15 protein-coding genes are annotated in these 18,794 nt (G+C 74.7%); 12 read left to right on the top strand and 3 right to left on the bottom strand.

The window, feature by feature from the left end:
• Window positions 1-101 precede the first annotated feature (101 nt).
• From ACIP4P_RS27175 to ACIP4P_RS27185, 3 genes are all read left to right on the top strand, one after another.
• Entirely contained in the window at window positions 102-1,211 is a 1,110-nt protein-coding gene (locus ACIP4P_RS27175; protein WP_400922743.1) for a YncE family protein, read from the top strand.
• 117 nt (window positions 1,212-1,328) lie between these two features.
• Complete coding sequence (locus ACIP4P_RS27180) at window positions 1,329-2,147, top strand: maleylpyruvate isomerase family mycothiol-dependent enzyme (RefSeq protein WP_400922745.1); 819 nt, start codon at window positions 1,329-1,331, stop codon at window positions 2,145-2,147.
• 77 nt (window positions 2,148-2,224) lie between these two features.
• Window positions 2,225-2,530, top strand: a complete 306-nt coding sequence (locus ACIP4P_RS27185; RefSeq protein ID WP_400922747.1) for an antibiotic biosynthesis monooxygenase family protein — start codon at window positions 2,225-2,227, stop codon at window positions 2,528-2,530.
• A gap of 23 nt (window positions 2,531-2,553) precedes the next feature.
• Here ACIP4P_RS27185 and ACIP4P_RS27190 read toward each other — a convergent pair whose 3' ends face one another.
• Both ACIP4P_RS27190 and ACIP4P_RS27195 read right to left on the bottom strand, forming a co-directional pair.
• Window positions 2,554-3,747, bottom strand: a complete 1,194-nt coding sequence (locus ACIP4P_RS27190) for a lanthionine synthetase LanC family protein (RefSeq protein WP_400922750.1) — start codon at window positions 3,745-3,747, stop codon at window positions 2,554-2,556.
• On the bottom strand, window positions 3,744-7,037 hold the full coding sequence (locus tag ACIP4P_RS27195; protein WP_400922752.1) for a lantibiotic dehydratase: 3,294 nt from the start codon (window positions 7,035-7,037) through the stop codon (window positions 3,744-3,746). The genes ACIP4P_RS27190 and ACIP4P_RS27195 overlap by 4 nt, the downstream gene beginning before the upstream one ends.
• A 202-nt stretch (window positions 7,038-7,239) precedes the next feature.
• Here ACIP4P_RS27195 and ACIP4P_RS27200 point away from each other — a divergent pair, with 202 nt between their 5' ends.
• Entirely contained in the window at window positions 7,240-7,371 is a 132-nt protein-coding gene (locus ACIP4P_RS27200; RefSeq protein ID WP_400922754.1) for a hypothetical protein, read from the top strand.
• A 139-nt stretch (window positions 7,372-7,510) separates the two neighbouring features.
• Here the strand turns inward: ACIP4P_RS27200 and ACIP4P_RS27205 are convergent, their stop codons facing one another.
• Window positions 7,511-8,416 carry a JmjC domain-containing protein gene (locus ACIP4P_RS27205; RefSeq protein WP_400922756.1) on the bottom strand — a complete coding sequence of 302 codons (906 nt, stop codon included), beginning with the start codon at window positions 8,414-8,416 and terminating at the stop codon, window positions 7,511-7,513.
• A gap of 397 nt (window positions 8,417-8,813) precedes the next feature.
• On the opposite strand from ACIP4P_RS27205, the gene ACIP4P_RS27210 reads away from it, so the two are divergent.
• The 8 genes from ACIP4P_RS27210 to cas6e all read left to right on the top strand — a co-directional run bounded on the left by ACIP4P_RS27210 (window position 8,814) and on the right by cas6e (window position 18,778).
• Window positions 8,814-9,023, top strand: a complete 210-nt coding sequence (locus ACIP4P_RS27210; protein WP_400922758.1) for a hypothetical protein — start codon at window positions 8,814-8,816, stop codon at window positions 9,021-9,023.
• Window positions 9,024-9,261: 238 nt separating this feature from the next.
• Window positions 9,262-9,708 (top strand): DUF4231 domain-containing protein, encoded by a 447-nt coding sequence (locus tag ACIP4P_RS27215; RefSeq protein WP_400922760.1) that lies wholly within the window; start codon window positions 9,262-9,264, stop codon window positions 9,706-9,708.
• Window positions 9,709-10,614: 906 nt separating this feature from the next.
• Window positions 10,615-13,479 carry a CRISPR-associated endonuclease Cas3'' gene (locus ACIP4P_RS27220; RefSeq protein WP_400922762.1) on the top strand — a complete coding sequence of 955 codons (2,865 nt, stop codon included), beginning with the start codon at window positions 10,615-10,617 and terminating at the stop codon, window positions 13,477-13,479.
• A 560-nt stretch (window positions 13,480-14,039) separates the two neighbouring features.
• Window positions 14,040-15,602, top strand: a complete 1,563-nt coding sequence (gene casA / locus ACIP4P_RS27225; protein ID WP_400922764.1) for a type I-E CRISPR-associated protein Cse1/CasA — start codon at window positions 14,040-14,042, stop codon at window positions 15,600-15,602.
• Entirely contained in the window at window positions 15,602-16,204 is a 603-nt protein-coding gene (casB, locus tag ACIP4P_RS27230; protein WP_400922766.1) for a type I-E CRISPR-associated protein Cse2/CasB, read from the top strand. The genes casA and casB overlap by 1 nt, the downstream gene beginning before the upstream one ends.
• Entirely contained in the window at window positions 16,204-17,358 is a 1,155-nt protein-coding gene (gene cas7e, locus ACIP4P_RS27235) for a type I-E CRISPR-associated protein Cas7/Cse4/CasC (RefSeq protein ID WP_400922768.1), read from the top strand. The genes casB and cas7e overlap by 1 nt, the downstream gene beginning before the upstream one ends.
• Window positions 17,355-18,158 (top strand): type I-E CRISPR-associated protein Cas5/CasD, encoded by an 804-nt coding sequence (gene cas5e, locus ACIP4P_RS27240; RefSeq protein ID WP_400922770.1) that lies wholly within the window; start codon window positions 17,355-17,357, stop codon window positions 18,156-18,158. Before cas7e ends, cas5e begins: the two co-directional genes overlap by 4 nt.
• A complete protein-coding gene (gene cas6e, locus ACIP4P_RS27245) occupies window positions 18,140-18,778 on the top strand; it encodes a type I-E CRISPR-associated protein Cas6/Cse3/CasE (protein ID WP_400922772.1) in 639 nt (212 codons plus the stop codon). Before cas5e ends, cas6e begins: the two co-directional genes overlap by 19 nt.
• The last annotated feature ends 16 nt before the right edge of the window (window positions 18,779-18,794 follow it).

The following is an 18,794-nucleotide window of genomic DNA, read 5'->3' on the forward strand; positions in this document are numbered from 1 at the left end:
AGGCGATCATCGTACGGTCACCTGTTCGTCGATCGGATTGTCACCGGCGTCGGCTAGCCTGCCCCGGCACCACACACCGCACGTTCCATGAGGGGGAACCGATGTCCCGCACGACCACCCGCCGCACCGCCGCCACCGCGGCGGCCACCGCCGCCGCGACCCTGCTCGTCCTGAGCGGCGCCACCGCTGCCACCGCCGCCGTGGCGGACGCGCCGCTGTCCGGCGCGGAGGCGACCGTCGCCGTCGGCGCCCGCGGCGCCGTGCCCGTGGTCAGCCCCGACGGCGGCACGGCCTACGTCGCGGTGACCGAGGCCGACAACACCTCCACCGTGAAGGCGGTGGACACCCAGTCCGGCGCCGTCACCGCGCGGCTGGCCCTGGGCACCCTCCAGTGGAGCGCCCACCCGGCGCTCAGCCCGGACGGCTCCCGGCTGTACGTGCTCGACGGCCAGCGCCTGAGCGTGGTGGACACCGCCACGCTGACCCTGCGCGCCACCCTCACCCTGCCCGACCAGCCCCGCCCGGCCGGCTGGGCCGCGGGCTCGACCTCCGGACTGGCCTTCAGCCCCGACGGCTCCACCCTGTACGTCTCCCAGAGCGGCCCGACCGCCTACCGGCAGAACGGCCAGAGCCGGATCCTGGCCTTCGCCACCGCCCAGCAGGCGTTCACCACCTCGGTGCAGATCCCGGCCCCCTACGTCGGCGCCCCCGCGGCCCGCCCGGGCACCGCCGACGTGTACGTCGGCACCAGCCAGGGCGTGGTGCACGTGAGCGCGGCCGGCACCGCGCCCGCCGTGGCCGCCACCGTCCGGGGCACCGCCACCAACCTGGACTACAACCTGGCGTTCACCCCCGACGGCAAGCGCCTGTTCGGCCTCGCCGAACTCGGCACCGGCGCCAGCACGATCATCGACCCGGCCACCGACACCGTCACCTCCACCTTCCAGGCCGCGGGCAGCGGCGACACCCTGGAGAACCCGCAGGTCAGCGCCGACGGCACCCGGCTCTACCTCGCCGACAGCAACTACGGCACGACCACCGCCTCGGTGCTCGCCCTCGACACCGCCACCGGCGCCCCCGTCCCCGCGGACGGCGCCGGCAACCTCGACGAGGACAGCCTCACCGGCCTGGCCCTGGGCCCCGACGGCCACACCTTCTACGTCGGCGGCACCGTCGGACAGACCGCCAACCTGCAGATCATCGCCCACTGACCGCCCCCCGCCGGGTCCGCCCGCCCTCGCCCGGGCGGGCCCGGCGGGGCCGGCCGCGGCTCCCGGGCGTGCCGCAACCCTGGACAGCGGCGGGGGAGTCGGCCACTGTTCACCACCATGGACGTGCCCCTCCCGCAGCACCGGCCCGGTGCCCCGCGCACCGCGCTCCTCAAGGAGGTGACCGCGGTCGGCGACGAGGCCCTCGCCCTGCTCGCCGGCTGCCGCGGCGACACCCCGGTCCCCGGATCCGAGTGGACGGTCGCCGAGGCCGCCGCCCACCTGGCGATGGCCAACGAGCTGATGGCCGCCCTGGCCGCCGGCGAGCAACGGCCCTACGGGGACGGCACCCCGGCCTCGCTGGCCGCCGCGAACGCCGCCTCGCTGGCCGCCCGGCCCGAGCGCGACCCGGCCGTACTCGCCGCCCAGATCGCCGACCGGGCACGGGAGTTCACGACGGCGTCCGTCCGGCGCGAGGGCACCGAAGCGGTCCGGACCCCGCTCGGCCCGATGGACCTGGACACCCTCGGCGCCTACCTGCTCACCCACATGCTGGCCCACCTCTACGACATCGCCCGCGCCCTCGGCCGGCCGCACCCGCTGGACCGGCACCGGGTCGCGCTGACGACGCCGTTCCTGCGCACGGCCATGCCCTGGGTGGTCGACGCCCGCGCCGCGGCCGGCCACAACGCCTGCTACCGGGTGCGGCTGCGCGGCCTGGAGGAGTTCGCGGTGACCTTCACGGACGGCGCCGCCACGGTGGACCGGGAGGCGCCGCGCCGCCCGGACTGCACGATCCTGCTGGAGCCGGTGGCCTTCTTCCTCATCGCGCTGGGCCGCTCCGGCGCCACCGAAGCCCTGCTGCGCGGCAAGGTGCTCGCCTGGGGCCGCCGCCCCTGGCTGGCCCCGGCCTTCCCCCGGCTCTTCGTCGCCCCCTGACCCCTGACCCCGGCCCGGCCTCGGCCCCGGGCCGCCCGCCAGCCCGCGCCGGCACCCGCCCCCTACGATGCGGTGCCATGATCCTTGAAAGCGCTCTGCTGGACGTCCGGCCCGGGCGGGAGGACGAGTTCCTCGCCGCCTTCGCGCAGGCCAGGCCGCTGATCTCGGTCCAGAAGGGCTTCCGCTCACTGGAGTTGCGCCGGTGCGTGGACGAGGGGGAGGGCTCCCGCTTCCTGCTGCAGGTGGAGTGGGAGACGCTGGCCGACCACACCGAGGGCTTCCGCCGCTCCGCCGAGTACGAGCGGTGGCGGGCGCTGCTGCACCACTTCTACGCGCCGTTCCCCACGGTCGAGCACTACGGGGAACCGCTCCTGACGGCGTGAGCGCCTTTCCCCCTCGGCCCAGCTCAGCCGAGGAGCAGGAAGGCGTCCCAGTCCGGGGCGGTGGCGTCGGGGTGGAGGTGGGCGTGCAGGGCCAGGGCCGCGCCGGCGGTGCCCTCCAGGAGGGTGGCGGGCTCGTCGGCGGCGAGGGCGGCGGCGAGGTCGCGGGCGGTGGCCGCGGCGAGGGCGGGCAGGTGGGCGGCCAGAGTGGCGGAGCCGGAGTCCTCGGCGGTGCGCTGGACGATCCGCAGCAGGCCGCCGGTGCCGTGGCAGAGTCCGGGGCCGGCCAGGTGCCAGCCGGCGGGCTCGGCCAGGGCGTCGGCGAGCGCGGTGACGGCGGTGGCGCGCCAGTCCTGGCGGCCGAGCGCGGTGCCGGCCAGGAAGAGGGCCCGGGCCGCGCCCGGGGTGCCGTAGCACCAGGCCGCCCGGGTCGGCGCGTCGGCGGGCGGGCGGCCCGCCTCCACGTCCTCGACGCGCAGGGTCATCGGCCAGCCGCCGTGGGGCAGCCGGTGGGTGGCGAGCCAGTGGGCCAGCGCCTCGATCGCCCCGTCCTGGCCGGGCACCCGTACGCCCTGCAGCCGGGCCAGGGCCAGCAGTGCGAGCGGGCCCGGGAACCCGTGCGCCAGACCGAGGTTGACGTGACCGCGGGGGTGGTCCGGGTCCGCGCCGGGCAGCCCCGGCCCGCCCGCCGTCCACCAGCGCGGCAGCGCCCCGCGGCCGGGTGCGGCCAGTTCCACCAGGGCGGCCAGCAGGTCGGCCAGCGCCGCTCCCCCCGGCTCCAGGGCCAGCAGCAGCCGGCCCAGGCCGGCGGCCCCCGAGACCGCGTCGAAGGTGTGGGCCCGCAGTCCGGCGCCGGCCGCCAGATCGGCCCGCAGCGCGGCCGTGCGCCCGGCGGCGGCCTCGCCCACCCGGGGCGTCAGGGCGTCGAGCAGCCCGCGGTACTCGCCGGGGGCCCGCGCCATGGTGCGGGCGGCGAAGGCCACCGCGGCGGCGCCGGAGTGGAGGCCGCCGGTGCGCATCGCGCCGGGGGCGCGGACGGCGGCGGCGAGCCGGGCGTGGGCGGCCCGGCGCGGCTCCGGGTCCGGCCCGGCCAGCACGGCGAGGGTGAGCGCGGTGCCGCTGAGTCCGGCGCCGAGCCCGGGGGAGGGGGCGGCGGCGGGGTCGGCCTCGGGCCGGGTGAGGCGGGCGGTGACGGCCAGGAGGGCTTCGGTGGGGGTCATCGGCCCTCGCCCGGGGTGGTGGGGCGGGCGCGGTGGGCTGCCAGGGCGCGGTGGGCTTCGAGGGCGCCGCGGGCGAGGGCGTAGGCGCGGCGTTCGGACTCGCGGTCGATGCCGATGAGGCGGTTGTGGCCCATGTGGAGGACGGAGGCGAGGGCCGGACCGGCCGAGGGCGCGGTGAGGTGGGGCGCGTAGTCGGCGAGCCGGGCGGCGCGCTGGTGCCAGGCGGCGGTGAGGGCGGGGTCGGCGGGCAGCAGGCCGCCGGCGGGGGTGGTGGGGCCGTCGGGGCCGATGGCGCGCAGCGCGGCGGCGCGGTGGGTGCGGAAGGCCTGGTGGTGGGCTTCGGACTTGGGGTAGGCGGCGGCGATCCAGGTGCCGACGGTCGGCGGGGCGGGGCGGGCGGTGAGGAAGGCCCGGGCGGTGGCGGTGAGGTTGACGGCGGCGAGCAGGTCACCGGGCGCGGTGCGGGCGGCCCGGGCCAGCCGCAGGGCGGCGAGGGCGACCAGGCTGTCGGCGTGGAAGACGCGCTCGGCGTGGGCGAGCGCGTCCGGGCCGCCGTAGCGGTCGGTCTCGGGGAGGTAGCCGTCCAGCCGCAGGTCGGCGGCGAGCCCGGCCCGGCGCAGCTCGTGGGCCCAGTCGTGGAGGAGGGGCAGCAGGCCGGCGGCGAGGACGGACGGGGTGCCGTGGAAGCGCAGCCGCAGGTGCGGGGCGGGGTCGCGGTAGCGGATGAAGAACCAGCGGTCGACGTCGCCGGGCAGGGCGGCGAGCAGCCGGGGCAGGTGGTCGGCGAGGATCTCGTCGTGGCGGGCCTCGGTGGCGGCGAGGCGGGCGAACAGCCAGGGGCCGCCGGGGAGTTCGGGGGTGCGGGGGTACGCGGCGGGCAGCGGCCGGCGCACCGCGGGGGCGGCCGGGTGGGCGGCGCGGCGCAGCGGGACGACGATCTCGGTGGCGTGGGCGCCGCCGGGGCCGTGCAGCCAGCCGCCGTCGCCGTCCCCGTCGCCGGTGAGGTCCTCCTGGAGCACGGCGGGCCGCTCGGAGCGGGAGCGGCTGTGCAGCAGGCGGCGGTGCCAGGGGTCGTCCAGGTCGAGGCTGATCCGCTGGTCGCCGCTGAGCAGTTGCACGGCGGCGGGGACGCCCCAGCGGCGGCGCCAGCGGTCGAGGCCCTCGGCCCACTGCCCGTACGGGGCGTCGGCGCCGGGGACGGGGGCGGTGAGCCGCCAGGTGGCGGGGGCGAGGACGACCCGGCCGCGGCGGACCCGGGGCAGGGCGGGGGCGCTGCCGGCGGCGCCCCAGTCCCAGGGCTGCCAGGGGCGCCGTCCGGTGAGCGCGACCTCCTGGAGGAAGCGGGCCGCGTTGGGGGCGCCGGTGCGCAGGTTGAGCGCGTGGTGGGCGGTGGCGCGGACCTCGCGGCCGAGGCTGCGGGAGTGGACGCTGAGGCGCTCGGCGTCGGCGAGGACGACGAGGTCCTCCAGCGGGAGGGCGGCGGGGCCGCCGGGGTCGGGGAAGGCGCTGACGGCGACGCGGTGGCCGAGCCAGCGGGGGGTGAGGGCGATGTTGGCGTGGCGGGGGCGGTAGGGGGTGAACTCCAGGTGGGCGTCCAGGACTTCACCGTCGCCGCACCCCTCGCCGGCGCCGGTGGCGGCGGCGAGCAGGGCCCCGCTGTCCGGCCCGGCGAGGTGGGCGGCGAAGCGGCCGAAGGTGGCGCCGGCGCGGTCGCTGCCGTTGGTCGGGGAGAGCACGAGGCGGAACCGCCCGGCGTCCAGGGCCTCGACGGAGTCGGCGGCGAGTTCGGCGTACAGCTCCAGGGAGTCGGGCGGGGTGTCGGCGGCGTCACCGAACGCCTCCCGCGCCTCCCGTGACTCCCGCGGTTCCTGCGCCGGGACCAGGCGGGCGAGCAACTCGTCGTCCAGGACGACCTCGGGCAGCGGGGCGCCGGGTTCGCGGTCGGCCAGGGCGCCGGCGGCGAGTTCGGACAGCACCCGGTCACGGGCCGCCTCGGCGTCGGTGCGGGCCCGGGCGGGCTGGGGGTTGGCCGCGCCGCGGGGACCGGCCGGGCGCCGGTAGCCGGCCGGCGGGCCGAGGCCGGTGTCGGGGTCGAGCAGTTCGGCGAGCGGGACGGGGCTTTCGGTGCCGTACCGTTCGAGGAACTCCAGGTGGTAGGCGCGCAGGTGCTCGGGGGCGGTGGCCGGCGGGGAGAGCCGCCACAGCAGGGTGGCGGTGTGCTCCAGCTCGGTGCGGACCTGTTCGGGCAGGACCACCTCGGCCGTCAGCGCGAGGTCGGCGTGCAGGGGGCGGTCGGCGGGCGCCAGGCGGGTCATCCGGCGGCGCGCCTCGCCCAGCACGGCGGTGGCCCGCCCGCGCGGCAGGGCGGCGGCCTGCGCCAACAGGTCCCGTACGGTGGCGAGTTCGGCCCGTACCGGGTGGCCGTCGGGCAGCCGGTCCAGGACGTGGCCGAGCAGGTCGGTGCTGTCCGGCGGGGGCGTCAGGTCGGTGAGCAGGAAGCCCTGGGCGACCAGCGTGCGCACGAGCGCGGCGATCGCCTCGGCCGGGGCGGCGGGGAAGTCGGCGGCCAGGGCGGCGAGCAACTCGGCGTGGCGCAGCGGGCGGCCGGCGTGCCGGACGGCGGCGCGGACCACGGCGGTGGCGCGGACGGTCCGCTCGGTGACGGGCTGCGCGCCCGCCTCCCCGGCGCCGGTCCCGGCCTCGGACGTGGCGCCGGTCCCGCGCCCGGCCGGGGCGGTGCGCGGTTCGGGCAGGTACGGCAGGACCAGCCGGTCGCCGCGCGGCACGATCTGCTGGTCGGCGGCCAGCCGCAGGGCGGGCAGCACCCGCGGGTCGGTGCGCAGCCGCTCCAGCAGCGGGAGGAGCCAGCCGAGGTCGGGGCGCAGGGCTCGGCGTTCGCCGCCGTCCCAGCGGACCTCGGCCCGGGGGCCGAAGCGGGCCGGTGCGACGGCGGCCATCAGGCCGAAGGGGGTGGGGCGGGTGGCCATCCGCAGCCGGTAGCGGCCGACGGCCTCGACCGCGCGGCGCAGCGCGGCCGGGCGGGGGTCGTCGCCGGCGGCGGCCGCGGCCACGGCCTGGTCGAGCTGGTCGGCCAGCGAGGGGCTGGAGACCTCGATCGCCTCGCGCAGGACCGGATCGGCGGCGGCCCCGGCGAGGTAGGCCAGGGGATCGCCGCTCCCGGGCCCGTCGGCGTGGCGCTCCTTGCGGGCCAGCGCGGGTGCGCGCAGCAGGACGGGGCCGGTCGCGGTGAAGAGCGCCTCCCGGTGTGCCGCGTGTGTCTTCTTCCCCACCGTGCCCCCCGTGCCGCCGTGTCGCCGTGTCGGGTCGTTCTATCCCGGTGACCGAAAGCTGTCCATGTTTGATCAGAAGTCATCAATAGTTGGCCGAATCCGTCTATCCGTCCGCGCACAGTCGTTGTCGGGCCCCGAGCGGGTGCCTAACCCTTGCAGCAGTCCGCCGCGGCCAGTCGCGGCACCGACGAAAGGAGGCCCCATGGCCACCGACATGCAGGAGCTGTTCGACCTCGACGTGCAGGACCTCGTCGCCGCCGAGACCGGCGAGCAGGAGGACGCCGCGTTCAGCTTCTCGTGCGAGGGGTCCTGCACCCGTCCGTGGTGCATCTGACCGTAGGGCCGGACCGGCCGCTCGGATCGTTCTGATCCGGCACCGGTACGGGTACGACCGGGCGCGGTTGCCCGGACCGTGTGAACGGTCCGGGCAACCGCGCCCGCTGTGCGTCCGCCCCGCCCCGCCGCCCGGCTGTTCAGCCGCCCAGCGGCCCCGGCCCCGGCGGGGTCCCCGGCGCGGGTTCGGGCAGCGGCCCCCGGGCCAGGCGCAGCAGTTCCTGCGGGGTCAGTGCGGCCAGGCGCTCGCGGCTGAGCCGCAGCACCTCCGCGGCCGCGGCCAGCACCTCGGCGGCCGTCCCGGGGTTCTCGGGCAGGCCGTGGTCCCGGCCGGAGGCGGCCAGGTACTCGCCGACCGCCGCGTGCAGCTGCCCGGTGCCGGCCTCCCGGACGGTGAACGACAGGTGCACCGACAGCCCCTGACGGCCGGTCGCGGCGTGCGGGGCGCCGCGCGGCACGTACAGCACCTCGCCCGGTGCGAGCACGGTGTGCAGCGCCACCGGCCCCGGCTCCGGGGCGGGTCCCGGGCGCCAGCGCCCGTCGGCGGGCGCCTCGTGGACCGTCCACTCCTTCTCCCCGGCGAGCTGGACGACCAGCACGTCCGCACCGTCGCGGTGCACGTCCAGGCCGCGCCGTCCGGCGCCGGTCGCGAAGCAGAACGCCTCGGTGCGGCGGCCCAGTTGGCGGGCGATGTCGGCGGCCAGCGCCCGTACCGGGGCGTGCCACTGGTCCAGCTGCGGCAGCAGCAGGGTGGCGCCCCCGGCCAGCAGCGCGCCGATCCGCTCGGGGGCGGCCCACCCGCCCTCGCGGCGCCCGGCCACCGTGCGGGTGGTGCAGAAGCGCTCGGGTGCCACGACCGCGCCGTCCTGCACCATCTCCACGTACGGCACCCGCAGCAGGCCGCCGTGCAGCACGGCGTCCAGCTCGTCCGGCCGGGGCAGCCCGGCGGGCCACTCCCCGGTGCGGAAGACCTGCGGCCGCTGCTCCTCCAGCGTCTTGGCGAAGGCGTCCGCGTCCCCCACCAGGCGGGCCAGTGCTCGTCCCATCGGCTGTCCCCTCTCGTCCGGTCCCGGCCGGCGCCCACGCTCCGGCGTCCGCTCCGGTGTTGCGGTCGGCGGCTCACCGGCAGCCGACCGTCCCATGACAAACGGATGAACGGGGGAGACCGGTTGAATCACGACTTCCGCCGGAGCGGGGAACCGGCCAGCTTGCCCCGCCCGGCCCCCGCCCACCGCACGCGCCACGACCGCGCAGGTCACCGGGGCCCCCGACCGGCCGTCACCCCGCCCGCCCCGGGCCGGGGGAGGGGCCGCGGCGGACGGAATCCGGCGGGTGTGGGATGGATCACACCCGCCCCGCCGGTCCGTCCACCGCCCGCCCCGATTGGGCCGTTCGGGTGAGCGCGGGGTTCGGCGGTGCGGCACGGTGGGCAGAGCCAGCGACATGACGACACCCGTGACCAGGCGCCGCCACCGCGGCCGTTCCGCCACGCCCGCCTCCGCCGCCCAGGCCCGGACGGCACGGCAGCCGGGCCCGGCCGCGCCGGGCGGCCGCTGCTGCCGGACCTGGTCCAGCGAACACCTCACCCGCAGCGGCGCGGCCGTCCGCACCACCTGGCACGAGCCCGCCTGCCCGGCCCGGGCCCGGCCGTGACCCCCGCCGGCCGGCACTGATCCCGCACCGGGCGCCCGCCGCGGCCCCCACGCCTCCGCAGGGGCGGAGGCCACCGCCGCCCGGCCGGACGTGCGAGAGGATGCGCGGGTGGCCCGGACACCGGGCCCGGCAGCCGCGGGAACCCGCACCGCTGCCGACGGACGTACGCCCGCCCGATCCATGGACGGGGGCAGGCGTGGAGGCGGGGGCCGGGATGCAAGCGAACGGTGAACCGGGCGTGGGACTCGCCCCGGCGGAGACGGCCGCCCTCCTGCTGGAGCGGATCCGCCGGGGCAACGACTACGCCCGTACGAGGAAGCAGCGCTTCCGCCGCCGCGCCTCGGCGATCAAACTGCTGACCCTGGCGCTGTCCGCGGCCTCCACCATCCTCCTGGGGCTGCGCCTGTGGGCGAACCTGGCCTTCGCGCTGGTCGCCCTGGTGACCACACTGGGCGCCGTCGAACCCTTCTTCAACTGGCGCTCCCGATGGGTACTGATGGAGGAGACGCAGTACCGCTTCCAACGCCTCGCCGACGACCTGGAGTACCTCCTCGCCTCCACGCCCGCCGACGAGCTGACGCACAGCCGGCTCGACGCCGTCTTCGCCAGGTACCAGGCCGTCTGGGACGACCTGGGCCGCACCTGGCTGGAGCACCGCCGCGACCCGGCGCCGTCCCCGAACTAGGGCGTATCCGACAATTCGCGCCGGATCAGCACGCGGCGCCCGCCCCCGGGGGCCACCTGCGAAGTCTCATTTGGATGTCATGACCAAGTCTCACTGGTATGCCAGAGGCGTGTAAGGCAGTGCGCTGGAAGGGATTATGGCGCCTCTCAAGTTTTGTCATCATGTGAGATCTGCGTATGACAGGTCACGAGAATTCCGAAGTCAGCTTGGTGAGACTTGAAATAGCGATGGGCGTCTGACCTGTTTCTACAGGATCTGTATGCGAAGCGATTTGGCATTGGCTGAAGGCAGGAGTTCTGGCCTGGCAGGCGGGAGAGTGTCTCGTCATGGGGGACGGGGATCATGACAGGGAGGGGAAGGTCGGCCCTGCGTGTGCGGGGACGAGGTGCAGATCCCCCAGTCCGACCTCGGCGGGTACGTGTCAGCCCTGCATGTGTTGGGACGAGCATCCCATGGCGTCGACCGCTGAGCACACGATGGTGTCAGCCCTGCATGTGCGGGGACGAGGAGGTCTCGGACCAGGCCACCGCCGACTGGTCCGTGTCAGCCCTGCATGTGCGGGGACGAGTGGAAGTACTGTTCCTGGGCGGCGATGGGCTGCGTATCAGCCCTGCATGTGCGGGGACTAGGTGCAGATCCCCCGGTCCGACCTCGCGTCGTTCGTGTCAGCCCTGCATACGCAGGGACGAGAGGGCGAGGGTGACGTGCCAGTCCTCGATTCGAGTGTCAGCCCTGCATGCGCGAAGGCCTGATCTTGCTGAACTTTGATTGTAGTAGCAGGGGTCGCCATGTTGTGCCGGTTTAGCGGAACTCCGAGGACAGATTGGCAGAGCGATCTTCCTGAACTCGTGGTCCTGTTTGGCTGTCAGAGTGGGTCGGGAACGTGATGGGCAGACGTCAACCGTCTTGAGTGAGACCGTGGTGGTGGCGGAAGGCCGTTTCGGCGGGATGCCGTTGCAGCCGTGGGGGAAGTTCGACAAGGCGGACCAGGTCTTCTACGGGCTGCTCTTCCACCTGCTGGACACTGCGGCGATCGCGTTGGAGCTGTGGGACAACTACCTGACTACCAGCCAGAGAACGTTGATCTCGGGTGGTCTGGGCGCGGATGAGGCGATGGCGCGTTCGTTGACGGCGTTCTTCGTGTCCTTGCACGACATCGGGAAGCTGACGCCGTGGTGGCAGCGCTCGGTGCAGGCCGGGTGGGCGCGGCTGGGGGAGGAGTTGCAGGCGGACGCGGGCCCGTTGGTGCATGTCCCTCATGACCGGGCGTCGATGCACCTGCTGGTGGGCTTGTTGGAGGACCTGGGCTACGACGTGTCGTGCAACGACGCCCCCGGGGTGCGAGTGGCGCAGATCGCCGGGGGTCATCATGGCCGGTTCCTGCAGGTGGATCTGGCCGGCGCGGCAGCGGGCGCCCGGGTGCGGGCGGCTCTCGGCGGGCCGGTGTGGCAGCGGCTGCGTCGGCGCTACGTGGCGCAGTTGCGGCATCTGACCGGCGCGGATCGGGTCCCGGGGCGGGTGTCGGTGGAGGCTGCTGTGGCGATCTGCGGGCTGGGTATGGTCGCGGACCGGCTGGCGAGTCGTCGCGCGGTGTGGTTGGGCAAGGCGCACGCCCCTGCCTACGGGGCGCGGGAGCACTTCGCCTGGTCCAAGGCGATGGCCAGGGAGGTCGTGGCCGACTCGGGCCTTTCGCGGGAGGTGGTGCGTCCGCTGCCCTTCGAGATGACGCACGGGCTGGATGAGCCGAACGCTCTGCAGGCCTCGGTGATGGAGCAGTTGCCGCCGCTGGCCGGAGCGGGGCGGGCGGCGATCCTGGCGGTCACCGATGCGACGGGCACCGGCAAGAGCGTCACCGCCCTGGAATCCGCGCGCATTCTGAATCAGGCCTACGGAACGAGCGGCGTGTGCTGGCTGACCCCGACGACAGCGCTGGCGGACGCCACTTTCGACACGCTTCATGCGTGGGTGCGGGCGCACCGCCTCGGGGACGTCACGGTCGGCCTGGTCCACGGCCACAGCTGGCACAGTGCCGCGGTCACCGACCGCCAACTGATCGCGGACGAGGTCGTGGTGGACGACGCTGATGCGGACGGAGCCCACGAGGACGGCCCGGCCGGCGGCGCCTTCGCCGGGCAGAAGCAGCAGGAGCCGGCGGCAGGGACGGACGGCAGGCTGGCGGGCTGGGAGCAGGGCCTGCTGGCCCAGTTCACCGTCGCCACCGTCGACCAGGCGCTTATGGCCGTCCAGCCCGTGCGGTACAACGCCCTGCGCCTGCTGGCCCTGTCGGGGCGCACCGTCGTCATCGACGAGGCCCATGCCCTGGAGCCGTTCAGCGAACTGCAGCTGCGCCGCCTGCTCACCTGGCTGGGAGGGCTCGGTAGCCCCGTGGTCCTGTTGTCGGCCACCATGCCCCGGAGCAGGTGCGACGCGCTGCTGCGGTCCTACCTGCTCGGCGCGGGCCTGCCGGGCCGCGCGCTGCGGGAGCACGCGTACACGCCCGCCTATCCGGGCTGGCTGTTCGCCGACACGGCCACCGGTCTCCCGCACCGGATGGACGAGGGACCCAGGCGCCACCACGCCCGCGAGCACGCTCGCACGGTCCGCGTGACGGTCCGCCAGGTCCCTGCCTGGGGTGCCCGCCGCGCCGCCTCGGACGAGGAGGCCGGAGCCGCGCATCTGGACGCGGTCACCTCACTGCTGGCGCCTTTCGCTGACCGCGGTGGCTGCGCGGCGGTCGTCAGGGCGAGCACGGCCGACGCCCAGGCGACCTACCTGCACCTCAAGGAGGCCTGGTCGCATGCCCGCCGGGATGTGGTGCTGTTGCACGCCCGCCTGCCCAACGCGCAGCGCCAGCGGGTCACCAGCAGGGTGCGCGCCGCTCTGGGGCCCGACGGCCCGCGCCCGCAGCGGATGATCGTCGTGGCGACCAGCGTGCTGGAGCTGGGTCTGAACCTGGACCTGGACGAGATCGTCAGCGATCTCGCCTCGCTGGCCAGGCTGCTGCAACTGACAGGACGCCTGCGCCGCTTCGAGAACACGTGGCGGTGCACGCCACACCGCAGAGCCGCATGGCTGCGCGACCTCGCCGCGAGCCTGACCGTCCTCGTGCCGACCGGTGCGGACGGCACCGTCGTGATCCCGCCGCACTGGCGCCCACTCGAACCGGCCTTCCTCCTGCACGAGACCGCCGCCCTCCTGCAGCGTCTTCACCAGGAGGACATCGAGATCCCCGGTCATGTCCAGGAACTCCTCGAAGCCGTCCACGGCGAGCCCTCTACTTTCCACCGCGCCACCTGGGACCTTGAGCAGCGTTTGGCCGGACACATGGCGGGCGTCAGCGGCCAGGAATACCTGAGCGCCCTGCACCTTGTGCCCCCGCCCTCGCGGGTCTCCTCCCTGGCCGACCTCCACCGCCAGCACCTGACCGCGGCCCAGGCTGCCACCCGCCCCGGCACCATGCCCAGGCGCCTGCTGCCGTGCCACTCCCGGCCGGGAAGCCGGGTCCTGAGCCTGGACGCGGCCGGCGAGCACCCGCTGCCCCTGACAAGCCGGCCCACCGCCGCGCAAGTACGCGCCATCATGCAGCACACCCTGCCGGCCCCCCGTACCTGGATCCCGTACGTGCCCGCACGCAACGCGGCCCCGGCTGCCTGGAGAAGCCACCCACTGCTGGCCGACATCGTGCTGCTGCCCGGTGACGGCTTCCACCGGTTCGGAGGGAACCGGCTGCGCGTGGACCCCGAACTCGGCCTGATCCGCGAACGGGACTGACTGACCGGCCTGCTGCCGTCCGGGGCAGGCCTGCGGGCCGTGCCACCGCTTCGGGAGTGGCAACCGAGTCCCGGACTTGCCGCAGGGGCCCGCATGCGCGTGGCCGGGAATCCGTGGCCTGCGTACGTCGGAACGCCGGCGCGGCCTGTGCAGGGCAGGGCGGACCCTACCCCACGCTGCGACCGTAAGTCACATTATTCTCACTGACTGTACACGGCTACAGTCGTCATGATTGGCTGACGTGGCAGGCGCAACCCAGCCCGGCGGCAGCCCTCGCGACCATGAAACCCTTCCTGGAAACCGTATATGACGGTCCACCAGGAACCGGCGGAGTGCGCGTCGAACCCGTCCCGGACGCACGGCATCTCCGCTACACGCAGTCACTCCCGCGCCTGCAACCGGAACCCGACACCGGCAGGCCAGCGGCACCTGAACACCAGCTGCGGCCCGCCGACGACCAGCATCCCCGACCCTTGGAGCCGCCCAGCTCCCGAGACCCCGCACGCCCACGCCCGCTCTCCCGCCGCGCCCCCGGGCCGACGTGTCCATGGAGTTGCCCCGTGCCCAGCGGCACCGAACCCGCCCCACCGTCCTTCAGCGTCGCCGACCAGCCCTGGATCCCGGTGCGCACCGGCACCACCTACCAGCACGTCGGACTGCGTGAACTCCTCCTGCGCGCAAACGAGTTCGACGACCTGGCCTTCGCGATCCCACCGGTGGCCTCCGCCACCCTGCGCGTGGCGACCGTCATCGCCGCCCGCGTCTGCGGCCTGGACGACCCGGAGCTGAGCGCGGCCCAGTGGAACAGGCTGCGCCGCGACCTGCTCCAGGACACCAGCGGGTTCGACCCGAAAGAGGTCAACGCCTACTTCGACCGGCACGAGGACCGACTGGACGCCCTCCACCCCGGCCGACCCTGGCTGCAGGACCCGCGGCTGGCCCAGCAGAGCCCCGAACCGGCCGGCATCAACGCCCTCGTCTTCGGCCGCGCATCGGGCAACAACTTCGCCTGGTTCGGCCCCCACAACGACGCCGCACCCCACCCCCTCCCCACCGCCGAAGCCATCCAGCACCTGCTGCTCCACCACTTCTACGGCCGCTCCGGCGCCGCCAAGCCGCGCACGGTGGGCACGTACCGGAACAACAAACTGACCAGCGGCCCACTGCGCCGCAGCGTGTCCTTCCACCCGCTGGGCCGCAACCTGTTCGAGACCCTGCTGACCGGCATCCCGGCCTTTCGCGGCGACAGCCAACCAACACCCGACCTGTGCCCGTGGGAGGACGGGGAACTGCCGGACCCGATGGCCCCGCCGGCCCCGGTGACCTGGCCCGGCCGGCTGCTGACCGGCCGCTCCCGCCACGCGCTCCTGCTCGTCCCCGGCCCTGACGGCACCACCGTCACCGACGTGCACCTGGCCTGGGCCACCCGCCACCCCAAGCTCGAGGCAGTCGACCCCTACATCACCCTGTCCATCAACCCCGACGCCAAAGACGTCGCCAAACGCCACACGATGCGCGGCGCGGACACCAAACGGGCCTGGTGGCGCGAGCTGGAAGCACTGCTGCTGGCCCCCGACGAGAACGCCCGCACCCGACGGCCGCACGTCTTCGACACCCTCAACGACCTTCCCCCCGCGATCCGCGACACCCTGCGGGTGAGGGTCCACGGCTTCCACCAGGACCACCAGTGCATCGACTACGGCTGGTACACCGCGCTGACCCCGCCGCTCGTGGCATGGGCCCAGGAGAACGACCCCGAACGCGCCCAGCGCATCGCCGACTGCTGCCGCAGTGCGGAAGACACCGCCCGCACCCTGGCCACCGCCGCCAACCAGGCCTGGAAGGACACCACCGGAGCGAAGAGGAACAGCCGCCCAGGTGACCGGAGCCGCTGGGCCACCCGTGCCTGCGCCGCGTACTGGCCACTGGCCGAGAAGACGTTCTGGCGCCTGCTGCAGGACACTGACCACCCGGTGGGCCCCGCTTTCGCCCGCGACGCGGTCACCGCCCTGCGGCAGGCCACCGACAGCGCAGTCATCCAGCACGGCGGCGCGGCCCGCGCCCGTGCCACCGCCACGACCACCCTGCGCCTCGCCGGCGCCCGCACGCCCAGGAGGAGCTGATGGCCGCCGCACCCGAACACCGCCGCCACTGCCAGGAGTTCGTCACCCAGATCACGGACCTGTGCACCCGGCCCGCCGTACGCACCGTCCTGAAAAAGGGCCGGGGCAGGCCCGTTGAGGACTGCCTCGGCCTGACACCCCACCTGAGCCGGCTCACCCGCGGCCACGGGGCACGCCGCGCCCACTACACGGTCGCCAGCCTCATCGCCCTGACCACCCCCACCGTCCCCGGCACCGCCGACCCCTTCGACGAGGAGACCACCTCCGCCCGCCCGCCCGACGCGGGGGAGGAGTCCTACCAGACGGCCGTATGGCGACGGCGCGCCGACCTCGGGACCACCCTCGCCACCGCCATCCACCACGGCAGCCTCAACCCCGGCCCCACCGAGGACCGCCTCAAGATCCTTGTCCGCCTGGGAGACGACCAACTCCACCGCCGCCTGCCCACGCTGGTCGAACACCTCGCCGCCGCGGGCACGCGCCCGGACTGGGCCGTCCTGCTGGACGACCTGGCCCTCCGCGCCTACGCCCCCGGACAGGTCGGCACCCGCTGGCTCGACAACTTCTACCAGCGCCTCGACACCGTGAAGGACCCCGCCTGATGCGCCACCGCTTCCTCGACCTGCACATCCTGCAGGCCATACCCGCCGCCAACCTGAACCGCAACGACGCCCAGGAGCCGAAGACCATCGAAGTCGGCAACACCATCCGGTCCATGGTCTCTAGCCAGGCCTGGAAACGCCCCATCCGCCTGGACATCGAAGAAGAACTCCGGGAACCAGCCGCCCGGACCCGCAACCTGCCCCTCGTCCTCGCCGAGCACCTGCGCACCCAAGGCTGGCCCGCGGACCTGGCCGCCTTCGCCGGCGCCCAGGCCGCCCGCAGCGCCACCAAGGACGGCCTCAAGACCGACCCCGCCAACGACGGCCGCACCCAGGCACTCGCCTACGTGCCCGCCGACATCACCAACGCCCTCGCAGACCTGTGCGCCGAGCACCGCACCGCCCTGGAAGAAGGCCACGCCGAGTACACCGCGGCCGCCAAGAAGCCCGCGCTGCACCCCCTGCTGCCCACCAAGAAGGTCGCCGAAATCCTGGCCCGCCGCACCGACAGCATCGCCCTGCTGGGCCGCATGCACGCCGAACTACCGGGCGCCCACGTCGAAGCGGCCCTGCAGATGGCCCCCGCCTACACCGTCCACAAAGCCGACCTGCAGCCCGACTACTTCACCGCCGTCGAGGACTGGCCCCAGCCCGGCGAACGCGGAAGCGCCCACCTGCAGACCGCGTTCCTCACCACCGGCCTGTTCTACCGCTTCGCGACCGTCAGCCTGACCGAACTCCTCAACAACCTCAACGGCGACACCAGCCGGGCCCGGCGCCTGCTCACCGCGTTCACCGACGCGTTCATCATGACCCTGCCCCAGGCCAAGAAGACCGCCACCGCCCACCACAGCCTGCCCGACCTCATCCACTACACAGTCCGCGAGCGCCGCCCCGTCTCCTACAGCGCCGCGTTCGAACAACCCGTCACCGCCCACCCCCGCGGCGGCTACACCCAACCCGCCCGCGACGCGCTGGCCTCCTACGCCACCGCCGTGGACCGCCTCATCGGCACGAAACGCCGCCTCGCCCACGGCCACACCGGCGCCTTCGACACCCCCATCACACCACTGGGCACCCACCACACCACCTTCGAAGACCTCACCGCCGCCGCGACCACAGCCGCCTTCCCCCACACCCAGGACACCGCGTGAGCGGCCTGCTGCTGCGCCTGGCAGGCCTGTGGCAGGCCTGGGGCCAGCACGCCGTGTTCGCGCACCACCGCGACACCGCCCTGCACCCCACCCGCTCCGGCCTGATCGGCCTGATCACCGCAGCCCAGGGCCGCAGCCGCGAACACGCCCTGACCCCCTACCAGCACCTGCCCGGCCGGCCCAGCCACCACGACCTGACCTTCACCATCCGCGTCGACAACCCCGGCACCCCGCACGAGGACTACCACACCGTCGGCGGCGGCCACCCGCCCGAGAAGCGTCTGCCCCTGGCCGACGGCAAGAAACGCAAATCCGAAACATCCACGCTCGTCTCTCGCCGCCACTATCTCGCCGGTGCCGTCTTCACCATCGCCGTCAGCGGCCCCGCCCCGCTCATCGACAACATCGCCGACGCCCTCGACAACCCCGCCCACGCCCCCTTCCTGGGCCGGCGCGCCTGCATCCCCGACGAACCCCTCCTCCTCGGCCCACCCGTGCGCGACCCGGTCACCGAACTGCTCACCCGCGTCCCGGTCAGCTGGCCCGCACCACCCGCCGACGCCACCGCCCCCGTCACCTGCTGGTGGGAGACACCCCCCACCAGGCACCCCCACACCCCTCCCGACAGCGAACTCGCCGCCGAACCCCTCGACTGGAGCACCGAACACCGCACCTACCTCGCCCGCCCCCTGTGGCGCACCACCGAACACCTGCCGGCCGCCCTGTACGCCGGACCGCGCCCCATCGACACCCTCACCGCCTACCTCCACCAGGACCCGACATGGCCGCCCACACCCTGACCCTCATCCGCCTCAACCTGCGCCACAACGCCGCCCGCGCCGACCTGCGAGCCGCCGACAGCCTGCACAAGACCCTTATGCGCCTGATCCCCGGCCGCAGCGGACCCAGCCCCCGCAAAGCAGCGGGGTTGCTCTTCCGCCTCGACGAAGACGACACCCCGTGCCTGCTCGTCCAGACTGCAGTGCGCCCCGACCTCACCGCACTGCCCGACGGCTACGGCACCTACGCCACCAAAGACCTCACCCCCATGCTCCGCGCCCTCACCCCGGGACTGCCCGTCCACTACCGCATCACCGCCAACCCGATCGTGCACCGCATGAGCGAGCACGTCCGCAACGGCACCGCCAAACGCGGCACCCTCACCGCCCTGCACGGCGACGACGCCCTCGCCTGGTGGCACCGAAAAGCCGCCCACGCCGGACTCGGCCTCCGCACCGCCAACGCCACCCGCCGCCGCTTCCGCCGCGACTACGACACCCCCGGCCCCCACCACGCCCTCACCCAGTTCGACGGCACCGCCCTCATCACCGACCCCGGCCTTCTGCACACCGCCCTGACCGACGGCATCGGCCGCGGCAAGGCCTACGGAGCGGGCCTGCTCACCCTCGCCCCCGCCTGACCACCCACACACCAGC

This window comes from Kitasatospora sp. NPDC089509, from assembly GCF_044749365.1.
Taxonomy (GTDB): domain Bacteria; phylum Actinomycetota; class Actinomycetes; order Streptomycetales; family Streptomycetaceae; genus Kitasatospora.